Origin of the sequence: Pseudanabaena sp. 'Roaring Creek', assembly GCF_001402795.1 — a bacterium.
Taxonomy (GTDB): domain Bacteria; phylum Cyanobacteriota; class Cyanobacteriia; order Pseudanabaenales; family Pseudanabaenaceae; genus Pseudanabaena.
Genome location: NZ_LIRE01000047.1, coordinates 18,457 through 39,344, shown reverse-complemented (window position 1 = coordinate 39,344; position 20,888 = coordinate 18,457). Strand labels below are relative to the sequence as shown.

15 protein-coding genes are annotated in these 20,888 nt (G+C 43.3%); 9 read left to right on the top strand and 6 right to left on the bottom strand.

Annotated features, from left to right (window positions below; translation table 11 throughout):
• Positions 1-2 precede the first annotated feature (2 nt).
• The 3 genes from AC805_RS01585 to AC805_RS01575 form a co-directional block, all read right to left on the bottom strand.
• Positions 3-722, bottom strand: a complete 720-nt coding sequence (locus tag AC805_RS01585; protein WP_055073790.1) for a DUF305 domain-containing protein — start codon at positions 720-722, stop codon at positions 3-5.
• Positions 723-877: 155 nt separating this feature from the next.
• Positions 878-1,378: a hypothetical protein gene (locus tag AC805_RS01580; RefSeq protein ID WP_055073789.1), complete on the bottom strand. Its 501-nt coding sequence runs from the start codon at positions 1,376-1,378 to the stop codon at positions 878-880.
• Between the two features lie 8 nt (positions 1,379-1,386).
• Positions 1,387-4,518, bottom strand: a complete 3,132-nt coding sequence (locus tag AC805_RS01575) for an efflux RND transporter permease subunit (protein ID WP_055073788.1) — start codon at positions 4,516-4,518, stop codon at positions 1,387-1,389.
• 244 nt (positions 4,519-4,762) lie between these two features.
• Here AC805_RS01575 and AC805_RS01570 point away from each other — a divergent pair, with 244 nt between their 5' ends.
• The 6 genes from AC805_RS01570 (at position 4,763) to lgt (ending at position 11,551) form a co-directional block, all read left to right on the top strand.
• Entirely contained in the window at positions 4,763-6,241 is a 1,479-nt protein-coding gene (locus tag AC805_RS01570) for a multicopper oxidase family protein (RefSeq protein WP_055073787.1), read from the top strand.
• Between the two features lie 81 nt (positions 6,242-6,322).
• Positions 6,323-6,712: a helix-turn-helix transcriptional regulator gene (locus tag AC805_RS01565; RefSeq protein WP_055073786.1), complete on the top strand. Its 390-nt coding sequence runs from the start codon at positions 6,323-6,325 to the stop codon at positions 6,710-6,712.
• A gap of 86 nt (positions 6,713-6,798) precedes the next feature.
• Entirely contained in the window at positions 6,799-8,760 is a 1,962-nt protein-coding gene (locus AC805_RS01560; protein WP_055073785.1) for a heavy metal translocating P-type ATPase, read from the top strand.
• Between the two features lie 63 nt (positions 8,761-8,823).
• A complete protein-coding gene (locus AC805_RS01555) occupies positions 8,824-9,438 on the top strand; it encodes a class I SAM-dependent methyltransferase (protein ID WP_055073784.1) in 615 nt (204 codons plus the stop codon).
• Between the two features lie 151 nt (positions 9,439-9,589).
• Positions 9,590-10,630, top strand: a complete 1,041-nt coding sequence (locus AC805_RS01550; RefSeq protein WP_197278597.1) for a vitamin K epoxide reductase family protein — start codon at positions 9,590-9,592, stop codon at positions 10,628-10,630.
• A 75-nt stretch (positions 10,631-10,705) separates the two neighbouring features.
• Complete coding sequence (gene lgt, locus AC805_RS01545) at positions 10,706-11,551, top strand: prolipoprotein diacylglyceryl transferase (RefSeq protein WP_055073783.1); 846 nt, start codon at positions 10,706-10,708, stop codon at positions 11,549-11,551.
• 60 nt (positions 11,552-11,611) lie between these two features.
• Here lgt and AC805_RS01540 read toward each other — a convergent pair whose 3' ends face one another.
• Positions 11,612-12,730: a precorrin-8X methylmutase gene (locus AC805_RS01540; RefSeq protein ID WP_055073782.1), complete on the bottom strand. Its 1,119-nt coding sequence runs from the start codon at positions 12,728-12,730 to the stop codon at positions 11,612-11,614.
• A gap of 81 nt (positions 12,731-12,811) precedes the next feature.
• Between AC805_RS01540 and AC805_RS01535 the strand changes: the two genes are divergently transcribed.
• On the top strand, positions 12,812-14,737 hold the full coding sequence (locus tag AC805_RS01535; RefSeq protein WP_055073781.1) for a heavy metal translocating P-type ATPase: 1,926 nt from the start codon (positions 12,812-12,814) through the stop codon (positions 14,735-14,737).
• 38 nt (positions 14,738-14,775) lie between these two features.
• Here the strand turns inward: AC805_RS01535 and rppB are convergent, their stop codons facing one another.
• Both rppB and rppA read right to left on the bottom strand, forming a co-directional pair.
• Positions 14,776-16,146, bottom strand: a complete 1,371-nt coding sequence (gene rppB / locus AC805_RS01530) for a two-component system sensor histidine kinase RppB (RefSeq protein ID WP_055073780.1) — start codon at positions 16,144-16,146, stop codon at positions 14,776-14,778.
• A complete protein-coding gene (gene rppA, locus AC805_RS01525) occupies positions 16,143-16,838 on the bottom strand; it encodes a two-component system response regulator RppA (protein ID WP_055073779.1) in 696 nt (231 codons plus the stop codon). Before rppA ends, rppB begins: the two co-directional genes overlap by 4 nt.
• 126 nt (positions 16,839-16,964) lie before the next feature.
• On the opposite strand from rppA, the gene AC805_RS01520 reads away from it, so the two are divergent.
• Positions 16,965-17,657 carry a hypothetical protein gene (locus tag AC805_RS01520; RefSeq protein WP_055073778.1) on the top strand — a complete coding sequence of 231 codons (693 nt, stop codon included), beginning with the start codon at positions 16,965-16,967 and terminating at the stop codon, positions 17,655-17,657.
• A 5-nt stretch (positions 17,658-17,662) separates the two neighbouring features.
• Positions 17,663-20,821 carry a CusA/CzcA family heavy metal efflux RND transporter gene (locus AC805_RS01515; RefSeq protein WP_055073777.1) on the top strand — a complete coding sequence of 1,053 codons (3,159 nt, stop codon included), beginning with the start codon at positions 17,663-17,665 and terminating at the stop codon, positions 20,819-20,821.
• The last annotated feature ends 67 nt before the right edge of the window (positions 20,822-20,888 follow it).

Below are 20,888 nucleotides of genomic sequence, written 5' to 3'. Positions count from 1 at the left end.
TATTATTTTTTATACCAAGCTTGCTTCCATTCTTGCATTTGTTTGATTTCTGCTTGCTGTGAAGAAATAATATCCTGTGCAAGCTTCTTGATTTCTGGGCGAGTGGATTTAGCTAAAGCATCTTTTGCCATTGTCACTGCACTTTCATGATGGGGAATCATCGCATTGATAAAGCGTAGATCAAATTCAGCATCCTTCGCCCCTAATTCTTGGCTCATCATCATGCCTTTCATTTGTTCATCGCTCATCTCCATCATATGTCCCATTTGAGCATTGTGTGCCATTGGCTTGTTGCTAGCATTGGGATACCATTGTTTGCGCCAAGTCTGTAGTTCAGTAATTTCTTTAGCTTGAGCGGTAATAATCTCATCGGCTAGTTTTTTAATTTCAGGACGCTGTGATTTTTGTTGAGCTTCTTTTGCCATCTCAACTGCACCTTTGTGATGCGGAATCATACCATCAATAAATCGAAGGTCAAAATTAGCATCGGCTGGTCCTAAATCCATTGTCATATGCATATTGCTCATATTATGCGTATTGTCCATGCTAGGCATTGCCGTCTCAGCCGCAGGCGTAGAGCTAGGTTTAATCGCAACAGTAGAAGTAGAAGCAGATGTTTCTGGAGTTGTTGTGGAACAGGCTGCTAAAGCTCCAGTTGCAATCGAGATAATTGCTACTAGACTCAAACTGTGAGATAGGATGTTCAATTTAGTGAAATTCATAGAACTCAAATTTCTTAGTTACTGAATAGTTTAAAGCCAGATAATGAAATCAAGATGAAATCGAGCTATTTTCTAGGTAGCTCGATTTTAAATATCAAGAAATAGAGGGGGAAAATGTTTTCCCCTTCCTGATCTCTATTTTTAGAAGAACATGACTACAACTTAAAGTTAAATCGCCCGTTTACCTTTTCACCTTTAATATCTGACAAAATTGCGACTTTATACTCGCCCACCGCTTTACCTGATAGTGCTACTGTATAGTGCTTTTCAGGGGCATCGTATTTTAGATCAAGATTCTTTTGAGTGCCATCAGGTAGCTGTACCTGTGCAGTTACCTTGGCATCAGGAATTGCTTCGTGATTGTCACCCTTTAGCAAAAAGAAATCAAGATGGATACCATTCTCTTCAGGCTCTGGAACTAACTCTAAATGATAGATTCCTGATTCAATCACCTGTCCTCCCTTTTTAGGATTATCACTCTTAGTTTCAGATTTTGCCATGCTAGGAGAAGAACTAGCTTTAGGTGTCTCAACGGACTTAGCTACTGTAGTTGCAGGTGTTGAGCTTGTCGTCGTTGGGGTACTGTTACTACAGGCTGCTAGTACTGCTAAACTAGCCAAACTCAGACTGAGAAGAATCGGTTGAAATAATCGCATAGATTTCCTTAGGAGATAGATTCTTGGATAGATGGCACTTCAACCTGTCTATCCAAATTAGATTTAGGAATGATGTATTTCCCAAACTGGGAATACAAAGCTGGTAAAACCAGCAAGGTGAGGGCTGTCGAAGTAAACAGCCCACCTAAAACTACAACCGCTAACGGTTGTAGAATCTCTTTGCCTGCGCCAGTGCCAATAACCAGAGGAACCATGCCCAAGGCTGAAGAGAGGGCGGTCATTAGGATGGCAACAAGACGCTCTAGGGAACCTTCCACTAGTACCGTTTGCAATGGCATTCCCTTTGCTAATTTGGTGTTGTAGTTATCCACTAACAGCAATCCATTTCTTGTCGCAACTCCAAAAAGCGTGATAAATCCTACCATCGAAGCGACTGAGATAATGCCACCTCCAAGCGCTACAGATATTACACCCCCCACTAGCGCAAGTGGCAGATTAATCATAATCATGAACGTGGCGGGAATGGATTTAACTGCGAAGTAAATCAGTATGGTAATGGCAATAAAAGCGATCGCCCCTGCAAATAGTAAAGTCTCAGTAGCGCGTTCTTGAGATTCAAACTGACCGCCATATTGAATGTAATAACCAGAGGGTAATTGCACTTGAGTCTTAATGCGATCGCGAATATCTTTAATCACCGAGCCTAAATCGCGACCGTTCACATTGGCTGATACGACAATTAGCCGCGAAACATTTTCACGATTAATTGTATTGGGTCCCTCACCAAAGGAAACCTTAGCAACTTGGGAAAGTGGCACTTTCTTTCCATCAGGCACATCTACCAATAGATTGCTGATAGTTTCCTGATTATTGCGCGAATCTTCTTTTAGCCACACAAGTAAATCAAATACTTGCTGTTGTTGCAAAACCTGAGAGACAATATTGCCATTCAGAGCCGTTTCAATAGTTTCTGCCAAATCGCCGACTTGCAAGCCGTAACGAGATGCAGCATCACGATCGAAGCGAATCTGTAATTGTTTAATCGGTACTTGTGGTTCTACTTGCAAATCTACGATTCCATTGACGTTATTCATCGCGGCTTGTACTTGTTGACCAATGGTTCGCAATTGCTCTAAATCAGCACCAAAGATCTTGACGGCGATCGCACTTCGCACACCCGAAAGAACCTCATCAAGCCGATGGGAAATAAATCCGCCAATATTTACCGCAACCCCTGGGATTTTTGCAAATTCTTTGCGAAGAATTTCGACGCTTTCCTCACGTTTTTTTACACCTGATTCACTGAGTTCCACATCTAGCTCAGCAAAGTTAACGCCGCCCACATCACTATCCCCGGGGGCGCGTCCCGATCGCAGTTGCAAAGCGTCAAAGTGTTTATCATCTTTAAGATGTTCTTGCACAACCAAACTAACCTGATTAGTAGTTTCCAGTGAAACCCCAGGATAGAGAACTGTGGAAATTACTAGCGATCGCTCTTGAAATTCGGGTAAAAATACTCGACCGAGGGATGGCAAGATAATCATCGAAGCAATCAAAGCGGCGATCGCTACTCCCAAAACAATACTGGGATGACGAATGGCAAAGACTAAAGCAGGACGATAAACTTGTTGAGATTTATGCGCTAACCAAGTCTCATCAGGAGGTAAAGGGCGATTTACCAAGAGCAAGGCACAAAGAGCAGGAGTTAGAGTTAGTGCTACTAGCGTCGATGCAACAATCGAGAGTAAATAAGCAACACCCATCGGCGTAAAAATTCGACCTTCCACTCCAGAAAGGGCAAAAATTGGCGCAAATACGACCGCAATAATTACAGTCGAAAAGAGAACACTAACACGAACTTCCACTGAGCCGTTAAAAACTACTTCCAACGGCGGCACTGGTGTGCCTGCAATTTGATTTTCACGGAGACGGCGATAGACATTTTCCATATCCACGATCGCATCATCTACTACCGAACCGATCGCTACCGCCAATCCCCCCAAGGTCATCGTGTTGATGCCCTGTCCCGTCCATGACAGCACCATCATTCCTAGCAATAACGAAATCGGAATCGCACTCAAGGAAATTACGGCGGTGCGCCAGTTCATCAAAAATAGAATCAAAACGACGGATACAATAATCGTGCCATCCCGCAAGGATTCCTCAACATTTTTAAGGGATGCCTCGATAAATTCTTCTTGGCGAAAAGTCGTTTCGACTTTTACATCGCTTGGTAGTCCTTGTTTAATTTCCGCGATCGCTATTTCTACGGCTCTGGTAACTGAAGGAGTATCAGCGTTCGGCTGTTTGTTCACAATTACCACAACCGATTTTTTGCCATTGAGATTCCCGTCTCCCCGTTTTAGCTCCGCACCAATTCTGACATCGGCAACTTGACTGAGTAATACTGGCACTCCTTTTTTAGATTTAATTACCGATTTCTGCAATTGCTCTGCTGATTCAATCCGTCCAATACCACGTATCAAGAGTTCGCGATCTGGACTAGTCAAGAATCCACCCGCCGCGTTCACATTTGCTTTTCGGGCTGCTTCGGTAACTTCTGATAAGGTCACATCATATTGTTGCAATTTAACTGGATCGACTAATATCTGATACTGACGAATATCACCACCAAAAATTACAACCTGTGTTACCCCTGGAACTGCTAACAGCCGATTTTTTACCTGCCAATCCACGATGCGCCGTACTTCCATTAAGTTAGTTTTACCACCTTCGTCGATCGTGAAAGCATATTTAGCGATCGCCCCAATTGGAGAACTAATCGGAGAGATCTGCGGTATACCCACACCTTTAGGTAATTGGCTCTGAGCTTGCTGCAATCGCTCTGTAACTAACTGCCTCGCCCGATAGATATCTGTATCCCAAGTGAATATCACTTTCACAACCGAAATACCCACTGCCGAAGATGAACGCACCTTTTCTACACCAGGGGTTCCATTAATGGCACTCTCAATCGGTCTTGTCACCAGCGATTCTACTTCTTCAGGAGCTAGCCCCGTCGCCTCAGTTTGAATCTCCACTTGCGGCGGTGCAAAGTTAGGAAATACATCTAGGGGCATCTGGGTTAATACCCGAAATCCCCATAGCAAGATTAAGATTGAGGCAATCACTACTAGCCAGCGCTGCGCGATCGACCATTTGACAACGGCATTGAGCATGAATCAAATATATGGTGAACCGATAAGCTAATCATTGTTTCATAAGATTGTGAAACCACTATGAAATTAGCTGAATTAGAAATTTATTAAGGTTTGTAAGTAAACAGGATATTTCATCCTGATTTCATTGTGCCAAGTCAAACTAGATATAAAAGTAGTGTCTAGAGATGTATTAAACCCTTCAATCAAGTCTCCAAGTCATTATTCCTATCTCTCTTTGTCATGGCTCATAGCCTGAATATATATGAATTCCATTAATCGACGTAGGTTTCTCTCCCTTAGTGCTGGTGCTACTGGATCTGTACTATTAACCCAATGCAGTTGGGCTAGTACCTCAATGTCACTTCCTCAAAAGACTAATGGTGCTGAAGTATTTACAACTAATTCCAATGGCTTATTAGATGTGGCTTTAGAAGCACGTCCCAGCCTCATCCAATTGGGGCAACAACAGGGGAACTTATTGACCTATAACGGGCTAATTCCAGGACCGAGATTAGAAGCAAAAGCTGGGGACTCTGTACGCATCCGTTTCACTAACAAGTTATCTCAAGCCTCAAACCTTCATTATCACGGGTTACACATTCCGCCCACAGGAAAAGCTGACAATGCTTTTCTTGCGGTTCCCTCTGGTGAAACTGAAACCTATGAATTTACCCTACCGAAAAATCATCCTGCGGGAACATTTTTCTATCATCCCCACATGCATGAAATGGTCGCCGAACAGGTATTTGCGGGTTTAGGAGGAATCTTTATCGTGCGTGGTGCATTGGATGAAATTCCTGAAATTCTAGCCGCTAAAGAAGAGTTTTTGTTTTTGAAAGATTTTGCCCTTGATGCGAATGGCAAAATTCCTGTCCCTAATCATATGGACGTTATGCGCGGACGGGAAGGCTCAATTCTTACCGTTAACGGACAAGTAAATCCCACGTTTTCTTTAGCCTCTGGCGGTTTGTTGCGCTTTCGGATGATCAACGCTTCAACATCCCGTTTTTATCGTCTCAGTCTCGAAGATCACCCGTTTTATTTGATTGCCACTGATGGTGGTGCGATCGCCGAACCTGTTGAACTAAAAGAAATCCTATTATCCCCTGGCGAACGCGCAGAGGTGTTAGTTCGAGGCGATCGCAATCCCAAACAATATCGCTTGCTCAATTTACCTTACGATCGCGGCGGATTTGCGATGATGGGGGGTATGAATAATGGTGGCATGATGATGGGTAATCGTGGAACTGTAGATAGCACAACCCAAGTTATTGCTAAGATCGCCTATAAAGACGAGCTGGCAAAGCCACTCCCATTACCACAAAAACTCATTCCTGTAGAAGTATTACCTCAACCGATCGCAACTCGACGCATCGAAATGTCAATGTCAATGGGAATGGGAATGCAGATGGCATTTCTATTTAATGGCAAACCCTTTGATATGAATCGAGTAGATGCTGTCGTAAAATTAGGAACTACAGAAGATTGGGAGATCGCAAACGTAGATACTGATGGCATGGAACACTCGTTTCACTTGCATACAAACCCTTTCCAAGTAATCGATCGCAATGGCAAGCCCGATCCTTATCAAGCATGGGAAGATACCCTACGTGTTCGCGCGAAGGAAACAGTGCGGATTCGGATTCCGTTTCGCGATTTTGTGGGGAAAACTGTATATCACTGTCACGTCCTCGATCATGAAGATCTTGGCATGATGGGGCTTGTGGAAATGCAAGCATAGCTTAAGGACTAAATAAGGTTCAAAGTAAAAATAAGGCTCTGGTAAGATTAAAGTTGAAAATGATTATCAATTTTTATTGCCATGCCAGCCGAGTCGAAAACACAGCCTATAAAAACTGATGATGCACCAAACTGTGAGATTCATCTGGTGCATCTAGATAAGGTGGTTGCTTGTCAGTCTGAGATATTCTCGCCCAAACAAGCACAACAGATGGCAGATTTTTTTGCAGTGTTATCCGACCCTCATCGATTGCGGCTCATATCTGCTCTGGCAGGGCAAGAATTATGTGTTTGTGATTTGGCTGTAGCCATGAAAATGAGTGATTCTGCGGTGTCTCATCAACTGCGAATTTTGCGATCAGCGAGATTAGTCACGTACCGTAAAGAAGGGCGTAATGTTTACTACAGCCTCGCGGATGAGCATATTGTCAATCTTTACCGAGAAGTTGCCAATCATTTGAAAGAAGTTTAGGCATAAAGCTTATTGATTTGAAAATCAATAAAGGTTGAAGTTAGTGCTAATCTATTGAATAGTTGTTCATATATTCAGGATTTAGTATGTCAAGTAGTTGTTGCGGTGAAGATGCGCCTAAAAATCCCAAGAATCACGATCATGATCATGAAGAAGGTGACGACCACGAGCATAGTCATGAGGCTGGGGAGTTCGATCTTAAAAAAGAAGTAATTCCAGTGGTTGTGGTGACTGCCCTGTTATTGATAGGTTCTATTTATAACCAACCTCTGCATAATACTCCTTACAGTTTTGCCGAGTATTTGATTCTGATTCCAGCCTATTTATTAAGTGGTTGGAATGTGCTGACGATAGCTGGCAAGAATATTCTTAAAGGCAGATTTTTTGATGAGAATTTCTTGATGACCATTGCGACATTAGGGGCGATCGCCATTCATCAATTACCAGAAGCTGTTGGCGTAATGTTGTTCTTTAAAGTGGGCGAGCTTTTCCAAGACTATGCCGTTGGTAATTCAAGGCGATCAATTAAAGCTGTTTTAGAAGTCCGTCCCGACTATGCCAACCTCAAAGTGAATGGTGTGGTTACGAAGACCGATCCTAATAAAGTCAAAATCGGCGACATTATTACAGTTACAGCAGGTGAGAAGATTCCTCTTGATGGCACTATAATTGTCGGAATTTCTCAAATAGATACTTCTGCTCTGACAGGTGAATCCGTGCCGCGTTCTGTCAAAGTCGGCGATGCTGCCCTAGCAGGAACGATCAATAAAACTGGGATTTTGGATATTCAAGTCACCAAGTTATTTGGAGAATCTTCGATCGCTAAAATTCTCGACTTAGTAGAAAATGCGAGTAGCAAAAAGGCAGAAACTGAGAAATTCATTACCAAGTTCGCCAAGATCTACACACCGATTGTCGTGTTTGTATCTTTAGCGATCGCCATCATTCCACCCCTAGTTATTCCTCGCGCAACCTTGGCTGAGTGGGTATACCGCGCCTTAGTAATTTTGGTGATTTCCTGTCCTTGTGGTCTGGTGATTAGCATTCCTCTAGGCTACTTTGGCGGCATTGGTGGAGCGGCAAAGAAAGGCATTTTAATCAAAGGTTCGACATTCTTAGATGTATTGAACGATGTGAAAACAGTTGTTTCCGATAAAACAGGGACTTTGACAAAGGGAACCTTTCACGTCACGCAGATTGTAACTGAGAATGGATTTAGCCAAGATGAATTATTGTCTGTGGCTGCTCATATCGAAGCGCAGTCTACGCATCCGATCGCCCAATCGATTAAAGAAGCATATAAAGGAGAACTGGACTTAACCAAAGTTACTCATTACGAAGAAATCGCTGGGCATGGCATTCGGGCAATGGTCGGAGATCGCCTTGTGCTTGCGGGTAACGATCGCCTGCTCCATCGAGAAAATATTGTTCACAATACTTGCCAAGTCTCTGGTAGCGTGGTGCATCTTGCCATAGATACGAAATATGCAGGTTACATCATCGCTGCTGATGAAATTAAAGATGATGCAGTAAAAGCGATTCAAGATCTGCATCAAATCGGCATCAAGCGAGTGATTATGCTCTCTGGTGATAACGATGGTGTCGCTGCTGATATCGCTGGCAGATTAGGACTCGATTCCTACGTAGCAGAATTGTTGCCAGAAGGTAAAGTCACGGCTTTCGAGGAGATTCTCAGTAAATCAGGCAAAAAAGACAAAGTTATCTATGTTGGTGATGGCATCAATGATGCGCCAGTACTAGCCAGAGCGGATGTTGGTATGGCAATGGGTGGTTTGGGTTCCGATGCTGCGATCGAAACGGCAGATGTGGTGATTATGAATGATTCTCCTACCAAGATTGCCGAAGCAATTCAAATTGCTCGTAAAACCCACAGTATTGTCTGGCAAAATATCATCTTCGCATTGAGTATCAAAGCCGTATTCCTTGTGCTTGGTGCTTTCGGCGTAGCAACTATGTGGGAAGCTGTTTTTGCGGATGTCGGTGTGGCTTTAGCCGCGATCGCTAATGCGACTAGGGTTCTGAAATAGATTTCAAGTAGCCATGCGATGCGTAGAATAGAAAACTTATTCACCCTAGCTACATAGAAAAATATGGAAACCAAAACTCACTGGGAAAACGTTTACGAGACAAAAGCTTCTACAGAGGTAAGCTGGTTTCAGGAACATCCTGAAGTTTCGTTGCAGTTTATCGAGCGCTCCAATGTGGATAAATCAGGTCAAATTATCGATATTGGTGGTGGGGCTTCCACTCTAGCGGACAACTTATTGGTCAGGAATTATCAAAACATCACAGTTCTAGACATTTCGGCAGCAGCCCTTCAGGTAGCACGAGAACGGATTGGCTCTCAGTCAGAAGTTCTTAATTGGCTGGTAGCCGACATTACTCAAGTTCAACTGCCACATAATTTTTATGATGTCTGGCATGATCGTGCTGTTTTCCACTTTCTCACCAACGCCGCCGACCGTCAGAAATATGTAAAAGCTATCATGAATTCGGTTAAAACTGGTGGTCACGTTATTATTGCTACTTTCGGTATTGATGGGCCTTCGCGTTGTAGCGGATTAGAAATCGTTCGTTACAATCCGGATACCTTGCATAACGAGTTTGGGAATAACTTTGATTTAGTGCATTCCGTCAGTGAATCTCACGAAACGCCATTTGGAATAGAGCAAAAGTTCATATATTGCTATTTTCGCAAAGGTTAAAAAGCTTCGAAAATTGTCTATGTACCCAAATTCGATTTCCTCCACTCGTGCTTCACTACAGACCACTTTTAGTTTTAGTCGTTAAGTCGTTAATCTGACGATCGCCAATGCGACCAGAGTTTTGAAATAATCTTTAAATATTGAAAAAATTATGAACGAAAATATTCCTGAAGATTCAATCTCATCTACCGCTCAAAAAGTCAAAGAACTCCGTCAGCAACAGCTATCGCATACTTGGTTACAGCGATATTACCGCCCGATCATGGCTGCAATATCGACTCTGGGCTTAGTGATCACCGCTTATCTTACCTTTGTTAGTTTTTCCCAATCATCGGTAGCCTGCCCGACCAACGCCTGCGATATAGTGCTTACTTCTCCCTATGCCAAGATTTTCGGTTTGCCGCTATCGCTATTTGGCTGTTTGGGTTATGCCAGTATGATTGCTTTTGCGATCGCACCTTTATTAGTTAAGCAAGAACAAAAGGAACTTCGTACTAAGCTAGATAACTGGACAGGATTACTACTCTTTATGGGTGGTACTGCAATGATGATATTTAGTGGCTACTTGATTTATTTGTTAGTTACGGTAATTCAGGCTGCTTGTATTTACTGCATCGCTTCTGCGCTTCTATCTACCAGTCTATTTGTGTTATCGGTCATTGGTCGCAAATGGGAAGACATCGGAAAATTATTCTTCACAGGTGCGCTCATCGCCACTCTTACTATTGTTGGGTCATTCGCTATCTATGGAAGTGTGAATAAACCGATCGCAAGTGTAACTCTACCCATTGATGCCGCTACAGGAAAACAAATTGTCCAAACACCAACAGCAAGACCTAAAAAGGGAATAGGCTGGGAAGTTACGACAACTTCAGGTACTGCCGAAATTTCCCTAGCTAAGCATCTCAAACAAATCGGTGCAAAGATGTATGTTCTCTATACCTGTCCTCATTGCTACAAACAAAAGCAACTTTTTGGTAAAGAAGCTTTAGCCGAATTGAATTGGATTGAGTGCTTACCTGATGGTAAAAACTCTCAACCAAAACTCTGTGAAGCAGCTAAAATTGAGACAGTGCCTACATGGGACATTAATGGCAAGTTTTATTCGGGTGAGCAACCGCTTCAAAAGCTTGCTGATTTGTCAGGATATCAAGGCGATCATAACTTTCTTTATATGCTGCCTGATCATTAATCCTCAAAAATGCTGTAAACAACATTTTTGTTTTTGAATAGATTCTTGTTTCAACTTCACACAACATCATTTCTAATGCTTAACTTCTTACCATTTGCATTTGAGTTTACATCTCCAGGTCCGATCGCTTTTGGAATCGGATCACTTTCGATCCGTTGGTACGGAATGCTGATTGCCTCCTCAGTTGTTATCGGCACACTATTAGCCCAAAAACTTGCAAAAAAACGTGGTATTGATCCAGATATAGTCGGCAATCTCGTAATTTGGTTGGTGGTTGGTGCTATTCCCTGCGCCCGTCTATACTATGTTTTATTTGAATGGCAACGCTTCCAAAATCAACCTTGGTATAAGGCTTTTGCAATCTGGGAAGGCGGCATCGCGATTCATGGCGCAATCATTGGCGGTACTGTTGCCACAATTATTTTTTGTCAACGCCAAAAAATCTCAGCATGGTTAATGGCAGATATTATTATGCCTGCGCTGATTTTAGGACAAGCGATCGGGCGGTGGGGCAATTTCTTTAATTCTGAGGCTTTTGGTACACCCACCGATCTCCCTTGGAAATTATTTATTCCCGTTGATCGCCGTCCAGCCGAATTTGCAAGCGAGTCATACTTCCATCCCACATTTCTATATGAATCAGTCTGGAATATCGGTGTATTCGCGATCTTGGTGTTTCTATTCTTCAGATTTCCCAAAATCAGAACTGGGACGTTAACCATGACTTATGCGATCGCTTATAGTCTAGGGCGCTTTTGGATTGAAGGTTTGCGGACAGATAGCCTGATGTTTGGATCGCTTCGTACTGCCCAAATCATCAGTCTTGTGGCGATCTCATTGGGTGTTTTTGGTTTAGTTTGGCTATACGGGTTGCGGCGGCGTTTTCCTGACACGGTTTCTAAAAAAGGTAGTCGTGCATAGTAATTGACAAAGAACTACTCATCTATCATAAAAGTAGATTTCTGAAGCTGAGAATGATTATTAATTAGCTGACAAACTCAGATAGCAGTGGCAATCTGGTTTTTCGATCAGCGTTTCAACTAAAGAGTTTAATGCTGTAGCTGACAGTAGACCACCACCTAACGCGCTATCAATCGTGATAAATGGAATGTCAAGTTGCATGAGTGTACGCTTGGCGGCGGGCGCATGGCTAAAGCCAAGCGGCATTCCAATCACCAGTGAGGGGAGAAGTTTCTGATTAGAGATTGCCTCACACACTGCTAAAAGAATTGAAGGTGCATAACCAATAACCAATATACAACCTTCAGATAATTGCTGTAGACGCTCTTGCCACATAGCTTCTTGCCAGAATGCTTGCTCGGCTTCAGGTGCAGTGCTGATATGAGGATTATTAATTAAAGTCTCAACCACACAACCCAGATGCTTAAGTCTTGTTAGATCTAATGCGGTGCTGATAATAGGAACATCAGTCACAATTTGACAACCAGCTTTAAGAGCATTGCGTGCCGAGCCGATCGCATCTCTACTCAATCGTACAAACGATACTAAACTGACATCACCACAGGCAAGCACTAGTTTTGATAGCAAATCTACCTCAATTTCAGAACGGTCGGATAGATCTGGTAATAGTTGTTGTAAGGATTCTTGAAATGATTCGGGGTGAAAGCAAACATTTGCATCTAGACCCTGCCAGATCTTTTCAATATTTCCTAAGCCACTCTGTGTCTCTATTTCTAATAGCTTCAGTTGGGCGATCGCCTCAGCTTGTGCAATCTGACAGTTCCGATCTCGTCCTAGTAGACTCTCCAATGCAGATGCTGTTTGCCTTAGATGGACAATTTGCTGCATTACTCTTTGATACTGTTGCTGAAGTTGCATCATCAGACCTTGAGTAATTTCAGGATCGGGGGATGTGTCTAGTAATTGATGAATATGCGAAAGCTGGAAGCCCTGCTGTTTCAATGCCACAATCCGCCTAAGTCGTTGAACATCATGCTCTGCATAAAGTCGATAGTTACCAGACGATCTAATAGGCTGCGGCAATAGTCCTAAAAGATGGTAATGCCTCACCATACGCGGTGTAATGCCCCCGCCGACCTTCTCTGTCAGTTCTTTGATTGTTAGATGCTGAATTGCCATACTGCTATTTTATGCAATCACTTGACCTTAACATTAATGTCAAGGTTTAGAGTAAGAAAATTCCTATTGCAATCAAATTAGATGTCTCCCAAGATTCATTTTCCAAACTTTCCTGCACTATTTAAAAATCATCCCGATGCTATTGCGGCAGCTTTCTGCGCTCTCCTTGTTTTACTAGGCTGGTTAGCACTAAATGCAGGTTGGATTGGACTGGCTTTACTAATTTTGCCTATAGCTTATGTTGTCGGTGGGTTTGAGAGTGCGCGAGATGGATTAACTACGCTATGGAAAGAAAGAGAACTAGATGTTGATTTACTGATGATTGTGGCTGCCTTGGGTGCGGCAACACTTGGTTTATGGCAACGGGACTACTACCAGATTATTGATGGTGCAGTTCTAATTCTAATTTTTGCTGTTAGCGGTGCACTAGAAGGATACGCTATGCAGCGAACTGAGCGCAGTATTCGCGGGCTAATGAGTTTGACCTCAGATACGGCGAGAGTTATGCAGCTTGGTATTGAGCAAATCGTGCCGATCTCAGAGCTAAAAATTGGCGATCTAGTAATTCTCAAACCAGGAGAGTTAGTACCCACTGACGGTTTAGTGATTGAAGGATTTAGCACGCTCAATCAAGCCTCGATTACAGGCGAATCTATGCCTGTTGAAAAAACAGTGGGTGATGAAGTTTTCGCAGGTACAATCAATTGCTACGGAGCTTTAAGGATTGAAATCCATCAGCCGCCAGAAAGTAGTTTAATTCAGCGAGTAATTCGCTTAGTAGAACAAGCTCAGACTGAAAGTCCTCCATCTCAGCAACTAATCGAAAAGTTTGAGCGGAGCTATGCTAAAGCAATCGTGATTGTAGGAGTTTTATTAGCGACATTACCGCCTTTTGTTTTGGGCTGGGATTGGTCAATTACGATCTATCGAGCACTGATCTTTTTGGTGGTGGCTTCTCCCTGTGCATTGATGGCAGCGATTATGCCGACTTTATTATCGGGAATTGCTAATGGGGCAAGGCAAGGCATTCTGTTTAAGAGTGGAGCCACTCTGGAATTAATGGGACGTGTAAAAGCGATCGCCTTTGACAAAACTGGAACCCTAACAATTGGGAAACCTAAAGTTGTCCAGATCGTAACGGCAGAAACATCAGAAGAAGTATTACTAGAAGTTGCAGCAGCCTTAGAGAGTCTTTCAGAACATCCTATTGGTATAGCAATCGTACAAGCAGCTAAAGAAAAGGGCTTACAATGGCGTGAAGGGCTAAACGTTCAAGCTCATGCTGGTCAAGGCATTACTGGAGAAATTGAGGATCGAATAGCCGTAGTTGGCAATGGTATCTTTGTCCAGAAGTTGATGAAGTCTGATGCAATTGAACTAGAGCAACATTGTTATAAATTGGAAAAGGAAGGCAAAACAGTTATTTGGGTTGGTTATGCTGGCTCTGTTCTCGGAATTATTGCCGTTGCTGATACAGTTAGACCAGGAGCATCTCAGGCGATCGCGCATCTTAGACACTTAGGAATTAGGCAAATTGTAATGTTGACAGGTGACAATCAGCGCACGGCGCAGAGTATTGCTCAAAATTTAGGAATCGATCTGGTATACGCCGATCTTCTACCTGAGGATAAGGTGTATGTAGTACAACAACTCCAAAAGCAATATCAAACTGTGGCTATGGTTGGTGATGGGATTAATGATGCTCCTGCTCTAGCTCAAGCATCGGTGGGAATTGCTATGGGAGTAACTGGCAGTGATGTTGCTCTTGAAACTGCCGATGTCGTGTTAATGGCTGACCGATTGGAAAAACTTGCCTCTGCTATTGAATTAGGAAGACGGTCTCAAGTCATTGTGAAGCAAAATATTATATTCGCACTTAGCTTCGTTGCTGTACTAGTAATTGCAAACTTTGTAGGAGGGATTACTCTACCAATCGGTGTTATTGGGCATGAAGGATCTACAGTCTTGGTAACACTTAGTGGACTACGATTACTGCGTAACAGATAAAACTTACAGCCTCATTATGCTACTGAACTAGCGATAAATTAATGAAAGGGTAAGTGAATCATGAATAAACTACCTTTACTGAGATCGCTTTTGACAGTGATCTGACCTTGGTGATGATGCACTATCGCCTGTGCGATCGCCAAGCCTAAACCCGTCCCTCCCGTTTTGCGAGAGCGATCGCCATCAACTCGATAAAAGCGATCAAAAATTCGATTTTGCTCAGCCTTAGGAATGCCAATCCCTTTATCTTTCACGGCGATAACAGCATTGTGGTCTTGGACTTCTAAACTGATATGCACAGATCCTTGAGCAGGACTGTACTGAATTGCATTAGCAATGAGATTTGATACCAGTCGATAAAGTTGTGATTCATTACCAAGTACATAGATTTCTGTAGAAGGAACTTGACTAGTTAAGTGAATATCCGATGCAGTGGCAAGTTCTGACATTTCTTCGGTCAAGTCGCTGACTAAATCATTTAAACAGCAGGATTGAAATTTTTTTGGAGATGAATTTTGCTCAAGACTAGACAGCAGCAGTAGGTCAGCAATTAAATTACTCAAGCGCCTTCCCTGCTTTTCTACTTTATAGAGCATAGTTTGCGTATCTTCGAGATTAGCTTGTGGTACTCGTAAGATTGCTTCGACAGTAGCTAGGAGACTGGCTAGAGGAGATCGCAATTCATGGGCAGCATTGGCGGTGAACTGTTGCTGTTGTTGATAGGATTTGTAAATCGGTTGCATTGCTAGTTTAGATAGCCACCAACTAGAAATAGCGATTAAAATCAAAGTGATCGGCAATCCAATCGCCAAAATTATTTTGATTCGCGTTACTTCTGCATCAAAGGGTTCTAAGGTGCGCCCAATTTGCAAATAGCCCCAAGAAGTTTTGACTTTATGTTGCTGTCTCTGATGACTCTTGGCATCATCGCTATGGAGAATAATCGTGAACTGATGATAACGGATTCCATTAGCACTTTGAAAAGTTTGCCAAGGCTGATCAGATAAACTTGAAGGTAATTCTTTAAGTATTTGACTGGGTGAAAAGGCGATCAGTTTACCTTGATAATTGAAGAGACGGATGTAATATGTACTGCGATCGCTAATGCCAGTAGTATGCCGTTGAATTAGAGTAGGACTGACATTACAAGGCTGGTCTACTAAACAGAGTTCTGGCAAAATCCGCCGTAAAATTGCGGTTGGTTCTTCAGAAGCAGGTAACATCGGTTCTAAACTATCGTGCAAAGTCCCTGCGATCGATTCCATTTCCCGTTCCATCGCTTCCCAATTGGATTGAATGAGAAAGCGATACATACTAAATCCCGACAAACTCAAAATCACTGCCATCACCCCCGCATACCAAAGTGCGAGACGAGTACGGCTACGGCGAAATAATAGATGGGTGTTCATGGCTGCGTGTTAAACCGATAGCCTTGACTGGGAATCGTTTCAATCGGACACTCACAGCCATAGCTTGATAATTTACGACGTAATAAACGCATTTGCGCTGCAACTACATTGCTGATTGGCTCTTCATTGAGATCCCAAAGTTGATTGCGAATTTTGCTGCCTGAAATAATGCGATCAGCATTTTGCATGAGGTAAGTGAGAATCTGAAACTCTTTTGTTGTTAAGGGAATTACCTGTGATACTTGATCAGATTCCGTCACTAATAGTGCGTTATTGGCATAATCCAGAGAAAATTTGCCGATGGTGAGAATTTGTGGTTGCAAATTTGGCGATCGCCTTTGCAATGCGCGTAACCTTGCTAAAAGTTCTTCCATCACAAACGGTTTAACCAAATAGTCATCAGCTCCTGAATCTAGCCCTGCGATCCGATTTTCGGGCTGTCCTAGAGCCGTGAGCATGAGTACGGGCAATGGATTTTGTTGCGATCGCAGTTTTTTACATAGCTCAAGCCCCGATAGTTTGGGCAGGAGCAAATCAAAAATTGCCACAGAATAGTCTGTCCATTGATTTTCGAGATAGTACCAAGCCTGAGCGCCATCAGTTACCCAATCCACTACATACTTTTCACAAATTAAAACCTGCTTAATCGCTGTTCCTAAGTCTATTTCGTCTTCTACAAGCAAAATTCGCATGGATCTAAGTAAATTAATCACGAGCTTGATTGTAGCGAAACAATTTGCGTTTCACCTCGATTTCATCGCACCTCTGGCAAGCTACTTAAGAATTTATTCAGCCCTATGCCATTGTGAGGATATCCTATGAAAAAATTGCCATTAGTTAGTGCTGTCCTAGCAGCAATTTTAGCTGTCGCCAGCCCTGTATTTGCCCATGTCGGACATGGAGATGAATTTCAGTCTAAAGGCAAGATTCAGCGCGTGCAGATAAATTCCGAAACCGATCAACAGTTTGGGATTATTGTTACACCGATCGCTCAAACTGCAAAAAGTGCCGCAGGGGTGATGGTTCCAGTAACATCTTTGGTTGAGGCTGATGGTAAACAACTTGTATTTGTGCAGTACAAAAACTTCTATGAGCCAGTGGAAGTCAAGACTGGTAAGACTCAGGGAGAAAATATTGAAGTTATTGATGGTCTATCAGTAGGCGAAAAACTGGTGACTCAGGGTAGTTTGTCTCTCTATGCCCAATCTCGCAAGACTCAGAAAGCCGATCCAGTAGCTAGTCCCAGTACGGTCGCTAGTCCTAATGCAGTTGCAACCGCGATCGCCACTCCCCAAAGTACAGCAGAACATAATCAAGCCCACATTAAAGGAATTGCTCACAGCGATCAAGGTGTATTGTCGCAAGAAAGCAACTTGCTAGTTGGTGGTGTAGTTGTTGGCGGTAGTGCATTGGCATTGATCGGTGGTGGAATTTTTCTACTCAAAAATCGTCAAAGCGGCCGCAAAAAACTAAAGCTTAACTCTCGTTCCAAAGATCAAGGAGACGTTTAAGCTCGATGTCTAACTCAATTTTGAACCAGATTCTTAAAGGCTCAATCGTGCAGCGATGGCTGATTGTCGTTTGTGCGATTTTAATCACCTTGTGGGGAGTCTTTACTGTGACGCAGATGCCTCTGGATGTATTTCCTGAATTTGCACCACCTCAAGTCGATATTCACACTGAAGCTTCTGGGCTTGCGCCCGATGAAGTGGAGTCACAAATTACAATCCCGATTGAAAGTGCGGTTAATGGCTTGCCAGGGGTAACGATTGTGCGATCGTCCTCTAAGGTGGGGCTGTCGATGGTGAATGTGGTATTTGATCAAAATGCTGATATTTACCGAGCAAGACAATCGGTTACAGAGCGACTTCAGCAGGTGACAAATCAGCTTCCTGAAGGGGTACATCCGCCAGAAATTTCGCCTTTAGTTTCGCCACTGGGAACTATTTTGCAATATGCCTTTACGGTGAATGGTCAGGGCAGAACTTCGCTAATGGATCTGCGCCAGTTGGTTGAGGGGAATCTGAGAAACCAGATTTTATCCGTCCCAGGGGTGACTCAGGTGACAATTTATGGTGGTGATGAACGTCAGAATCAGGTGCTAGTCAATCCTGCCAAATTGCGATCGCTGAATGTTTCTCTGACTGAAGTTACTGATGCAGCTAGAGGCGCAAATTCTAACGCACCTGCTGGCTTCCAGATTGGTGGTGGTCAGGAATTATTGGTACGCGGTATTGGCAAAGTCAAATCAATTCAAGACTTACAGCAATCAGTAGTCAAGGTTGATAATGGCAAACCAATTCTGCTGAGAGATGTCGCGGAGATAAAAACGGGAAAAGCTTTAAAGCGTGGCGATGGCAGCTTTAACGGTAAACCTGCGGTGGTGCTGATGATTAACAAGCAGCCTGATGTGGATACGCCCACTGTCACCAAGGATGTAGAAGCGGTAATGCAGTCTTTGCAAACGACATTTCCTGCCGATGTGCAAGTCGCTCGCACCTTCCGCCAAGCTAACTTTATAGATGCGGCAATTAAAAATGTAAGTACTTCGCTCATAGAAGGCATTGTGATTGTATCGGTGATCATGCTGCTGTTTTTGATGAACTGGCGTACTACTGTAATTACACTAACGGCGATTCCGTTATCATTATTGGTTGGATTGCTATTTATGAAAGCGTTAGGCTTGGGCATCAATACCATGACCTTAGGGGGATTAGTTGTTGCTCTGGGGGCTTTTGTTGATGACTCGATCGTTTATATGGAGAATTGCTATCGCGGACTCCGAACCAATCAAGCTCAAAGCACTCCCAAACATTCTTTTCAGGTAATCTTTGATGCCTTTGTGGAAGTAAGGATGGCAGTGATCTTCTCAACGGTGATCATCATTGTTGTATTTGCACCAATTTTTAGCTTGACTGGAGTAGAAGGGCGGATTTTTGCACCATTGGGGCTTGCCTATTTGTTGTCAATATGTGCCTCTCTATTTGTGGCAATGACTTTAACTCCCGCTTTGTGCGCTATTCTCCTCGCAAATCACACTCTACCTCAAGAAAATACATTTGCATCACGCTGGGCAGAACGCTTATATCGTCCATTTTTAAGTTTGTCGATGCGATCGCCGATGATTATTCTCGGTTTCGCCCTTGCCGCCCTAGTTGCAACGAGCGTGATTGTTCCCTCCCTCGGACGAGTTTTTCTGCCCGAATTTCGAGAAAAGTCTATGGTTAACTCGATGGTACTTTTCCCTGGAGTATCCCTAGATATGACCAATCGCGCAGGGATGGCACTATCCAACTCGCTCAAGGGCAATCCACTATACGAGTGGGTGCAAGTGAGAGCAGGACGCGCCCCTGGGGATGCAGATGGTGCAGGCGTAAGCATGGCTCATGTGGATGTGGAATTAAGCGATGCTGCCCTGAAAAATCGGGAAGAAAGCATCAAGCAATTGCGGGAAGCCTTCAATAAATTACCGGGGGTAGCTCCGAATATTGGTGGATTTATTTCGCACCGTATGGATGAAGTGCTATCGGGTGTCAGAAGTGCGATCGCGATCAAAATCTATGGCTCTGACCTCGCTCAACTGCGAACCATTGGTGAACAAGTACGCGATGCGATCGAGCCTGTTGCTGGGCTTGTGGATTTGCAACTAGAACCGCAATTACCAATCCGTCAAGTCCAGATTCAATACAACCGCACGGCGGCGGCAACCTATGGATTGAGTATGGAACAGATATCCAATGTTGTCGAAACTGCTCTGAATGGTCGCGTCGTTTCGCAACTATCAGAAAATCAGCAGCTAGTTGATACTTTAGTCCTATTACAAGAATCATCTCGTAATAGCCTCGATGATATTCGCGCCATCCCTCTGATCGCCCCGACAGGGCAACAGATATCCCTCGGTGAAGTTGCTCAGATTAGTTACGGTATGGGCGCAAATGTGATCAATCGAGAAGATGTCTCACGGCTAATCGTGGTTTCCACCAACGTTGCTGGTCGCGATCTCAACAACGTTGTCAAAGACATTCAAGCTCAGATTCAGCAAAAAGTAAAACTGCCCAACGGTTACTTTATCCAATATGGCGGACAGTTTGAATCAGAGGAGCGAGCTACTAATAACCTGTTAGTGTTCAGTATTCTCGCCGCGATCGTGATTTTCATATTGATGTACTTTTCGGTGAAATCTATCCCTGCTGCGATCGCCATCATGATCAACTTACCTCTAGCTTTAGTCGGTGGGATTATTTCCATCGCGCTTACTGGTGGTGTGATTTCCATTGCCTCCCTTATCGGTTTTATTACCCTGTTTGGAGTTGCTGTTCGTAATGGCTTGTTGCTAGTTGATAACTACAACAGCAAGTTCGCGCAAGGAATGCCACTTAAAGGGGTGATTATGAAAGGTTCTTTGGAGCGAATCGATGCCATCCTAATGACCGCACTTACCTCGGCATTAGGAACGCTACCCTTGGTACTCTCTAAAGAAGCAGGAAATGAAATTCTTCAACCCTTAGCGATCGTGGTTTTCGGTGGTCTATTTACCTCTACAGCCCTAACTTTGTTGGTGATTCCTGCCATCTATGCCAAGTTTGGTAAGTGGTTAGTTCCCAAACAAAAACTTGTCACCCTTGAGAAGCAATTCGAGGTGAATGAGAACCCACAAGTATTAGTTAAATCATAGCCATAAAGACTTTAAGAACTAGACTAAGGAACAAATTCGCCTTAATTTAGTTCTTAAAGTCAAAATT